The sequence below is a fragment of the Gemmatimonadota bacterium genome (genome assembly GCA_026702745.1).
Lineage (GTDB): Bacteria > JAAXHH01 > JAAXHH01 > JAAXHH01 > JAAXHH01 > JAAXHH01.
Genome location: JAPPBT010000047.1, coordinates 1 through 9520 on the forward strand (window position 1 = coordinate 1; position 9520 = coordinate 9520).

Here is a 9520-nt window from a genome sequence, read left to right on the forward strand (position 1 = left end):
TCCACAATATCTTCGTGGACGATGGTCACGTCCAGGCCCTCCGGCACCACGAGGTCATCCCAGGGCAGGGGCGCCGCGCGGCGATTGGCCTCCTCGACACCCAGTTCCGCCACGGACCGGGCCAGCCGGATCTCGTCTCCGGCGTCGTTGCCCGCGCTCGGGAAGAAGAGACCGGTCCAGCGCCGCACCACCGTCTCCTTCGTCCACCGGCCGGGCTGGATGCCCGTCAACTTGAACTCCACCGGCAGGTTGTCGGCATGCGTGTCGATGTAGGCGTTTACGCCGTTCGCATAGGCCGTGAAGATGCGTTCGCCCTCGGCGTGGTAGCTGGTCCACTCCCGGTCGTCGAAGGGACCACGGTACATCATGAGCCGTGTCCGGGCGTCGTATTCGAAGGCCTCGGGGCCGAAGATCTCCGCGAGTCGGCCCTCCCGCCACCGGCGCCAGAGCTCCATCTGCCACAGGCGGTCCTGGGCCATGACGTAACCCTGGGCGAAGAAGAGGTCATCGGTATTCTGAGCATAGATGTGCGGTATGCCGTGGCGGTCCCGGATCACCTCGACGGGCTCCTGTAGTCCATCCAGGATCAGTTCCCCTTCGATCTGGGAGATGGACCCACGGGCCAGGGACATGAGCTGTTCGTCGGTATCCACGGTGTCCACCTCCTCGCCGCAGCCCATGGCCAACAGGGACGTTACAGCGAGCGCGACAATGATTTGAAAGTAACTGGTATACGACATGAATGGCTCCTCCTGCTACACGCCGCCGAGTTGCTTTGAGTATATCGAGGACTGAATCACAAGGTCTAGCGGTCACCAGGTCACGAAAAGCCGAAAAGTTGCCGACGACCTTTCAATAGCATCCTATCATGCGGTCGCCCGTATGTCAAGAAACCGAAGGCCGTAATAGGCTCGTAACCCGGATCAGTCACGCAACTCCGCCCGGATGCGGTCGGCCACTCCGCACCGATCAGTCACGCAACTCCGCCCGTATGCGGTCGGCCAGCTTCATCGTCTCGACGGCCTCGTCCAGGCCCGCCGCGGGCAGCCCAACCGGCCGGTCTTCCTTGATGCAGTCGACCAGGAAGCGGGCCTGTTCGGCGGTGCCGCCGGACTCCACCACGTCGAAATCCTCTTCCTGCCCGTCGCGCTGGACCACGGCTCTTCTGACGCCTTCCAGGTAGGCCGAACAGTCCCGGCCGTGGATTTCGTAGCGCTCCAGCCGGGCATCCGTCGTGAAATTGGCCGTGAGCTGTGCCACGCACCCGTTCTCGAAGCGGATGAGCGCGGCGTAAACGTCGACGAAAGGCGAATTGGTCCTGCGGGCGACGGCGTGCAGCTCGGCGATGGGGGAACTGCCGGCCAGGGAACGGGTCAGGTCGATGGCATGGATCGGCGTCTCGTAAATGAAGTTGTCCAGAAGGTGGTCCGGGAAGCCCCGATCGCGCAAGCCTGTCATGCTCTTGTGAAATTCCGCCACGATCTGGGTGATGGGCCCCCGCTCTTCAATCAGGCCGCGCGCCTTGCAGATCAGCGATTGGAACCGCCGGTTCCACCCGACCAGCACCTTCGCGCCGGACGCGTTGGCGGCGTCGCGAAGTCCCTCCGTTTCCGCGCCGGACAGTCCGGGTGGTTTTTCGAGCAACGTGTGGACCCCGGCCTGGATCACCGGCAGCGCGCACTGGCCGTTCAGGTGGGCCGGCGTCGCGATGACCGCCAGGTCCAGTTCCTCTTTCGACAGCATGTCCCCTATATCTTCGTACTTGCGCGGAACGGAGTTCTCGTCGGCCGCCCGGTTGCGCAGTTCCACCACGGGATCGCAAACGGCCACGAACCGCAGGTCATCGAAGGCCTTCATCGTCTCGAGGTGGCCTCGGCCCCTGCCGCCGCATCCAATCAGGGCGGCATTGAGGACAGTTTCGGGCATTTCTTGTACTCCTGGTAGGCTGCGAGGGGCAGTAATGAAGTGCAAAGATACTGACGCCGCGACATTGCGGTGAACTACTTGACGCTTGCAATGTATGGTCATTTCTTTTGCAAGTAAACACACCAATTTCGAAACCAAATCCTCGCATGCCAGACCTCGACTTTTTCAAGCAGAACGGATACGTCAACCTCGGCCAGGTATTTACCGGCGAGGAACTGAGTCGATTCATCGACTTGTACGACCGTGACAAGTCGGAGTCGGGCTGCTTCTGGCATCCCATTTCCAATCACGGCCACCAGACCCTCAACTGCGATCCGCTGATCTCATCGCCGGAAATCGACGGCCTGATCCGCCATCCCGCCCTGATCGGTCCGATAGAGACCATCTTCGAAGGGCCCAGTTGGCTCGGAGAAGCGTGCCTGCGGCACATGGTCCCGCGCGACAGCAACCCTGAGGAGATCTGGCACCGGGACCGTCCACATGCGACGGACCGGCCCTATAGGTGCGGCTATTTGCAGATGATGCTCTACCTGACCGATGTCCACGAAGGTACGCATTGCTTTTCCATATCTCCGGAGCCCTGCGACGGTCCCGTTCTCGATACCAGGGAACAACTCGCCCGGCGCGGCAAGGTCCACCTGCATGGTCCGGCGGGCACGGTCATTCTATTCAACCTGTCCGTGCTCCACGCCGCGACGGTACGGATCACACCGCACGAGCGCAAGACCGTTCAGATCTACTACGGCCATCGCGGCGGCCCCGTGCTCAGCGATTGTACCGTGATTCCCACCAGGCTCTGGCAGGACCATCCGGATCCGGAGGTACGGGCATTCTACGGGATGATGACTGGTCGTACGCAGCAGTATGCCAAGGCCTTCGGATAAAAAGCTTAAAAGAACATAAGGAGATCGAATGTCGAACAACCGCCCGCAAGTACTCATCGCCTGCGACGAGCGGGTGCGCAACGGCTACCTGCCGCCGGCGGAACTGGCCCGCCTAGAGGCGTTTGCCGACTGGGCGTGGTTCCACAGCGAGGGCGGTGGGATTTACGATACCAGCACGGACCCCGAAACCACTGCGCGGTTGGCAAAGGAAATGGACAGCGTGGACGCCCTCGTCGTGTGCCACGGCGCGCCGCGGATCGACGCCACGATCCTGGATGCCGCGCCCCGGTTGCGATTCGTCGGCGAGCTGGAAGGCGACCGGTTTGCCGCGCGCCTGGATCTGGAGACGCTATGGGCGCGCGACATCCGCACCGTGGACACGACCAACGGCTCCACCTATCCCGTGGCCGAATGGGCCCTGGCCCTTACGCTGATCTCAATGCGCAACGCCGGCGCGCTTTTCCGCCGCATCGTGACGGGCAATACACAGGATCGAGGCCTCATACAGCCCATGGCGGGCATCCTCACCGGCAAGCGGGTCGGACTCATCGGCGGTGGACACATGGGACGGCGGCTGATGAAGCTGCTGCGGCCCTTCGAGGTCGAGCTCTGGGTGCACGACCCCTACCTGCCGCAGGAGCTGCCCGAGGCGCTGGGCTTCCTGCAGACGTCGCTGGAAAACGTGCTTTCAAAGTGTGACGCGATCATCTGCGTGGCGCCCCTCACTCCCCACACCCGGGGCATGATCGGACGGCGCGAGTTGGAACTCATTCCATCGGGCGCGGTGTTCGTGAACGTTTCTCGCGGGGCCATCGTCGATTCCGCGGCCCTGATCGAGCGCCTTAAGCGCGGGGACATCGCCGCGGGACTGGACGTTTTCGATCCGGAGCCCATCCCCAAAGACAGCGAGATCATCGGACTGCCGAACGTTTTTCTGACCCCGCACTTCTCCGGCCGTACGGGAGAGGATTATCCGCACTTCTTCCACTACATGGTCGATGAGCTGGAGCGGTTCTTCGCCGGCCATCAGACCTGGTTCAACCTGACCCCCCGCTCTAAGTCCAACCGCGAAGGAAACCGATGAAACGCCCCAACCTGCTCTACATTTTCACCGACCAGCAGCGCGCGGATACGCTGGAATGCTATGGAAACCACCAGATCGAAACCCCCGCGCTCAACGGGCTGGCGTCGGACAGCTTCGTGTTCGAAAACGCCTACGTGAGCCAGCCCGTATGCAGCCCGGCCCGGGCCACTATGCTCACGGGACTTTGGCCGCACACAGCGGGCGTTCCTTCCTGCAACGTGCCCCTGGCCGCCGACATACCGACCATCGCAGAGATGCTGCCCGAGGGATACGACACGGCCTTCATGGGGAAATGGCACCTGGGGAACGAGATCTTCCCGCAACACGGCTTCGAGACGTGGGTAGGCACGGAGGACCAGTACCGCCGCCACTTCTCGGAAGCGGACCGGCTTTCCGAAGTCAGCGACTATCACCACTTCCTGGTGGATAAGGGATACACGCCGGACTTTGAACTTCTGGGACAGAAGGTTTTTTCCCGACATTACGCGGCCTCCCTGCCCGAGGAATGCACCAAGGCGTGGTACCTGGGCGAGCGCTCGTCGGACTATATCCGCCAGCAGGGCGACGACCCCTTTGCCCTCTGCGTCAGCTACCTCGAGCCACATCCACCCCACACCGGTCCGTTGAACGACTATTACGATCCGGACAGCCTGCCCACCGGACCGGCGTTCATGAGACAGCCGCCCGATGACGCGCCGCTCCTCGTCCGCCTGATGGCGGCCTACTACATGCAGTCGGAGAACTACGGGCTGGACCTGCGTACCGATCCGGGCTGGCGGGCGTTATTGGCCCGGTACTGGGGCAACATCACCCTGGTGGACCGTTCAGTGGGTAGGATCCTCAAGGCCCTGGAGGAGAGCGGAAAGGCCGATGACACCATCGTCGTGTTCACGTCGGACCACGGCGAATTGATGGGCGATCACGGCATCCTGGGCAAGACGCTCATGTACGAGGAGTCCATCAAGGTGCCCATGGTGCTGCGCGCGCCTATGGTGGATCAGACTCCACGTCACATCGGCGGCCGGTTCAGCCATATCGACCTGGTCCCCACGCTGATGGAGTTGCTCGGTCTCGAGCGGCCGGACCGGTTGCAGGGGCGGAGCCGGGTGCCGGTACTGCAGGGACACGAGAACCTGGACGGCGACGACGTGTTCGTCGAGTGGAGCGGCGCCGACGGCCATGCTCCCGCCGGATTCGGCGAAGCGGAACCGAACCGGAGCATGGTCCACCAGCACCGGACCATCGTGGCCGCGGACGGCTGGAAGCTCAACCTCTATGGGAAGGGACAGGGAGAATTGTACGATCTGAACAGCGATCCTCATGAACTGGAGAATTTGTATCACCGAAGCGGGCAGGCCGGACGGATTGCGGATCTTACGGAGCGAATCCGGGCCTGGCAGGAGGAGACGGGGGACGAAGCATGAAAACCGGAAAAGTCGCTGTATATACCCAGCCGCAGGCACCGATGGAGATTCGTGAGTATCCCGTACCATCGGTTACTGCGGACGACATGCTCGTACGGATCCGAATGGCGAATATCTGCGGATCCGATCTGCACATCTGGCGTGGACACGGCCCCAGGATTGAGACCGGTATCCCCCAGGTCCTCGGGCATGAGATGATCGGCACCATCGATGCCATGGGGCGCAACGTCGCCTCGGACAGCGCCGGTAAGCCGCTGGCCGAAGGGGACCGCATCGTCTACTCCTACTTCAAGCCATGCCAGCAGTGCTGGACGTGCCTCAACGGCAAGCCGGGATGCCCCGAGCGCTACAGAGATTGGATCGGCGTCTCAAGCGACCAACCACCGCACTTCCACGGCGCGTACGGGGAATACTACTACATGAAACGCGGCCACTGGGTCTTCAAGGTGCCCGATGATCTCCCGGACGCGATCGTGTCCCCGATCAACTGCGCCCTGTCGGAAGTCATCTATGGTCTGAACCAGATCGGCGTCACCCTGGGCGACACGGTGGTCATTCAGGGGGCAGGCGGACTCGGACTCTACGCGACCGCGGTAGCGCGGGAGATGGGGGCGGGCAGGATTATCGTGCTGGACCGGCTTCCGGCTCGCCTCGCGCTCGCCCGGGAATTCGGCGCCGACGACACCCTGAACATCGATGAAATGGACATGAAAGCACGCATTGAGTTCGTGCTGGATCACACGGGCGGGGTCGGCGCCGACCTGGTCGCCGAATTCGTGGGATCGCCCCGCGTGCTCGCCGAAGGCATCGACATGCTCAGGTGGGGCGGCCGCTACCTCTGGATCGGCAACATAAACCTCGGGTTCCCCACGGAGATCGATCCGGGCAACATCGTCCGTTGCAGCAAGGCGATTCGCGGCGTGATCGTGTACGAACCCTGGGTGATCCCGCGCGCCCTCGAATTCCTGAGTCGCACGCGGCACAAGTACCCGTTCCACAAGATCATCTCCGATACCTTCTCATTCACTGAAATCAACGAGGCATTCACCTATGCGGGCGCGGGTTCCGCAATTCGGGTTGGGCTGGAGTTTGATGCTGTTCGTTGAAATAAAAAACTGGCAATTGGAAATTCAGTAACATTTGAATTGTTATCATACACGATGGCGTAAGGATGACCATCGTGATTGTCTCTGAATAAAAACCACCCGTTAAGTGATTGCATAATCTTAATCATTTGTTGATTCAGTCGTATTTGCAATTCATATACGATTCTGCAACATCATAACGCTGCATTCGTAGGTTTGAGTTATATTCAAAAGGTCATGCCCAACTTTATACTAGAAACCCATTTAGTGTAGCAAAGATCCTTCGAAAGCGATCAAGTTCAGTGTCTGTAATCAGTGCATCAAATTCCGCGATATTCTCACTCAGATAACGAGCAGGTCGATAGTGGTTGAACTTCACTTCACAAGGAAGTGGGTTCTTTTTAAAGTAACGTTCGAGGCGACTGAGCACACGTGCTTGCCCTTCAGGTAGATCATCCTCTGATATGTTGGTTGCAAACTCTCCATTTACTAACTTTAAATACAAACTCACCTCGAACATGTCTTCTACATCGGCCTCGTTATTTGTAAACTCAGTTGATACAAAATGAGCAAACGTTAGTACTCTATTTCGCTCAAGTAGCTTTCTTTTGTAGATGTTCTCGATGCTTTGTTTATCCTTTTTCTGATAGTCAACGAGCACAGCAAGATTCAAGTTTTGGGCGCCAATCAGTGCAACGAAAGTTGGTACTTTATCCGATCCACCAACTGGGGTGATAACCCACTCGTCACTTAGACCACTTTCACCTCTCCTTTGTAGAAGTGAGGAAATAGTTTGAAGGTACAACAGGTCTGATACTCCCTCAACAACTAGGCAGTTTGGTCCAATAAAAAGGGTCTGATGAATTTCATACCCGAGTGCACCTTGCAAAGGGAAAAGGCTGTCAGGTGTAGCATCTAAGACTTCGGTGATTACTTTCGTACCATATTGGTCTTCACTTAAGTCTTCGAAATCCGCATCAATACTTAAGTCTTGAACTATACGAACTCTGTCGAATCGAGTGGGATCTACCATAAATGGCGAATGAGTTGTATAGATCAGTTGGTGATTAGGCTTTAGTTCTCTTTCAAAGTAAGCGAGAAGATCGGATTGAGCTTTTGCATGTAGAGAAAGACCGGGTTCATCAAGAAGAAGAATCAGGTTTTGGTCTTTTTGTGTAGAATACCATGCCAAAAAAGAGAAAAACCAAACAAATCCTCTCGAACGGGTTCCCATTGGCGTACTTACCATGTGTATTGTATCTTGTACTCTTCCCCATATATTTGTACCAGTGGTCATTCCTGTGGGATCACCAGGTTGCGCCGGCCTTATATCGAATTTCATTCTGAGATGGCGATTCTGAGACCAATGCGTTAGAACCCTTTGGGTGAGTTGATTCTCGGCGGCTTCAAGCTTTGCAATTAAGGCTTCAGTTCTTTGCGGATTAGTTAACTGATCGAGTCTAAGACCAGCAAGTTCAAGTAATCCAAGCAATGGACGATCTGATCCCATAAGTCTATTATCTGCATTACGTTGCTGTAGTTCCTCTATGTTTTCTCTTCCTGTTAACTGGTAGTAATCATCGAAGTAGAGGAATTTAGGGATGTGTTGATAAAGAATGTCGTCAAAAATGTAGGATGACATTCCCTCATCTGAAATGCTCTGGATAGTTGGTATTAACTCTTGAACGCCCTCGGTTCTTTCGGCGTTCTCAAGTACTCCCATCATATCTTCAGCGGTTGAATGCTCAAGTAGTGTAGATGACACCGAATCAGGTAAGTCAGTGTTTTTCACGAGGGTTTTTAAAGCTAATTCCTCATTATAGTTTGGCAAACTATACACCAACTCATTTGAATACCCTTTTTGCAATACCAACTCGGGGGCTTCATCACTGAAAAATCCCGGACCAAATAGTTCTTCTACCGCCGCGATTTCATCGTTTTCAAGCACAAAACTCGTTTTAACTACAACTGCTTGATCCCGAAGTCCTTGTGACACTTCATCTTTGTAATCACTAACACGTCTGCGTGGGTAATCGTCTGTATCGTCGAACTCTCCTTCTGTTTCTTCTAATGGGTTTAAACGATATAGTGCCTTCAGTATCGCTGTTTTGCCTGCTTCGTTTTTTCCCACTAGGCAAGTAACATCGTTGATATCAAATTCCGTCGAATCCTCAACACTCTGAAAATTGGTTACGTGAACTTTGGTCAGTCGCATCTTGGCTCCAATAGACTCAAGCCGTTCTTATTTTCAAATACGGTCTTTTCCAATACCCAATGATATGTATTGAAATTGACTTCGGAAACTGTGCGAATAACTATTAATGAGTCAGCCTTTAGTGACAAGGGTTTTTGCAAGGCATGGGTTTCAATCTTATGAATATCGAAGAATACTACGAGTTACACGGAACAAAAATCACCCAAGATTCGGAAAGAATGTTTGTCGATGACATTCTCTATCCCTTACTCGGTGAAAGGATTGGTAATGTAGTTCCCCAACATTCCTTTCTGGATAGTAGTGGAAAGTCACGGAGAATAGACTTTGTTTGTCAGGGTTCTCAAGCCTCCCTTGCCCTTGAGGTCAATGGAGAATCCTATCATGCAGAAGGTATAATCCCCGATGAAATGTTTGATGATAATCTTTACCGACAGAACGAAATTTTAAGAGCTGGTTACAAACTAGCTCGATTTTCATACAGTCAGCTTAAAGATCCCAGTTGGCGACCAATTGTAATGGAAACAGTACAAACTCTATTAGTGGAATGTGCCCCTGAACATTTTGCTGATTATAGACTCAATCCTACTGAACTGCAACGGGAAGCACTAGAAGCTCTGAATTACTACCGAAGTGTTAAAAACTGGCGCAAAGCGATTGTCGTAATGCCCACCGGTACTGGCAAGACTATAATGTCTGCACTGGATGCCCAAGTAATCGGAGGAAGAATACTTTTCTTGGTTCACCGCTTGGATATTCTGTCACAAAGTGTTGAAGCATATAAACGTGTTTGGCCTACTTTACAGGAAGGATACTTAACAGGCGACGTTCGTGAGAATGAGCTGAATTGCTCTTGAAAGCGTCAGGCATAAAGCACGACACTGGTATAGCTGGTATGGTAAAAG

At 55.5% G+C, this 9520-nt stretch carries 8 protein-coding genes; 5 read left to right on the top strand and 3 right to left on the bottom strand.

Annotated elements, in window-relative coordinates:
* Both OXH56_07100 and OXH56_07105 read right to left on the bottom strand, forming a co-directional pair.
* The coding region (locus OXH56_07100; protein MCY3555075.1) for a penicillin acylase family protein at positions 1-740 on the bottom strand (740 nt) is incomplete at its 3' end.
* 229 nt (positions 741-969) lie between these two features.
* Positions 970-1926, bottom strand: a complete 957-nt coding sequence (locus tag OXH56_07105) for a Gfo/Idh/MocA family oxidoreductase (protein ID MCY3555076.1) — start codon at positions 1924-1926, stop codon at positions 970-972.
* 146 nt (positions 1927-2072) lie between these two features.
* On the opposite strand from OXH56_07105, the gene OXH56_07110 reads away from it, so the two are divergent.
* The 4 genes from OXH56_07110 to OXH56_07125 are packed head-to-tail and all read left to right on the top strand — an operon-like array spanning position 2073 to position 6424.
* The gene (locus OXH56_07110; protein ID MCY3555077.1) at positions 2073-2810 is read left to right on the top strand and encodes a phytanoyl-CoA dioxygenase family protein; all 738 of its coding nucleotides are present in this window, start codon (positions 2073-2075) and stop codon (positions 2808-2810) included.
* Between the two features lie 28 nt (positions 2811-2838).
* The gene (locus tag OXH56_07115) at positions 2839-3894 is read left to right on the top strand and encodes a hydroxyacid dehydrogenase (protein ID MCY3555078.1); all 1056 of its coding nucleotides are present in this window, start codon (positions 2839-2841) and stop codon (positions 3892-3894) included.
* Entirely contained in the window at positions 3891-5318 is a 1428-nt protein-coding gene (locus tag OXH56_07120) for a sulfatase-like hydrolase/transferase (GenBank protein ID MCY3555079.1), read from the top strand. The genes OXH56_07115 and OXH56_07120 overlap by 4 nt, the downstream gene beginning before the upstream one ends.
* Positions 5315-6424: a zinc-binding dehydrogenase gene (locus OXH56_07125; GenBank protein ID MCY3555080.1), complete on the top strand. Its 1110-nt coding sequence runs from the start codon at positions 5315-5317 to the stop codon at positions 6422-6424. The genes OXH56_07120 and OXH56_07125 overlap by 4 nt, the downstream gene beginning before the upstream one ends.
* Before the next feature lie 226 nt (positions 6425-6650).
* On the opposite strand, the gene OXH56_07130 is transcribed toward OXH56_07125, so the two are convergent.
* Entirely contained in the window at positions 6651-8618 is a 1968-nt protein-coding gene (locus tag OXH56_07130) for an AAA family ATPase (protein MCY3555081.1), read from the bottom strand.
* Between the two features lie 158 nt (positions 8619-8776).
* Between OXH56_07130 and OXH56_07135 the strand changes: the two genes are divergently transcribed.
* A complete protein-coding gene (locus tag OXH56_07135) occupies positions 8777-9472 on the top strand; it encodes a DEAD/DEAH box helicase family protein (protein MCY3555082.1) in 696 nt (231 codons plus the stop codon).
* The last annotated feature ends 48 nt before the right edge of the window (positions 9473-9520 follow it).

What these genes read in the sequence shown, in the direction of transcription:
- OXH56_07135 (MCY3555082.1), top strand. Translation starts at nt 8,777, where the DNA reads ATGAATATCGAAGAATACTACGAGTTACACGGAACAAAAATCACCCAA.
- OXH56_07115 (MCY3555078.1), top strand. Translation starts at nt 2,839, where the DNA reads ATGTCGAACAACCGCCCGCAAGTACTCATCGCCTGCGACGAGCGGGTG.
- OXH56_07110 (MCY3555077.1), top strand. Translation starts at nt 2,073, where the DNA reads ATGCCAGACCTCGACTTTTTCAAGCAGAACGGATACGTCAACCTCGGC.
- OXH56_07120 (MCY3555079.1), top strand. Translation starts at nt 3,891, where the DNA reads ATGAAACGCCCCAACCTGCTCTACATTTTCACCGACCAGCAGCGCGCG.
- OXH56_07130 (MCY3555081.1), bottom strand. Translation starts at nt 8,618, where the DNA reads ATGCGACTGACCAAAGTTCACGTAACCAATTTTCAGAGTGTTGAGGAT.
- OXH56_07125 (MCY3555080.1), top strand. Translation starts at nt 5,315, where the DNA reads ATGAAAACCGGAAAAGTCGCTGTATATACCCAGCCGCAGGCACCGATG.
- OXH56_07105 (MCY3555076.1), bottom strand. Translation starts at nt 1,926, where the DNA reads ATGCCCGAAACTGTCCTCAATGCCGCCCTGATTGGATGCGGCGGCAGG.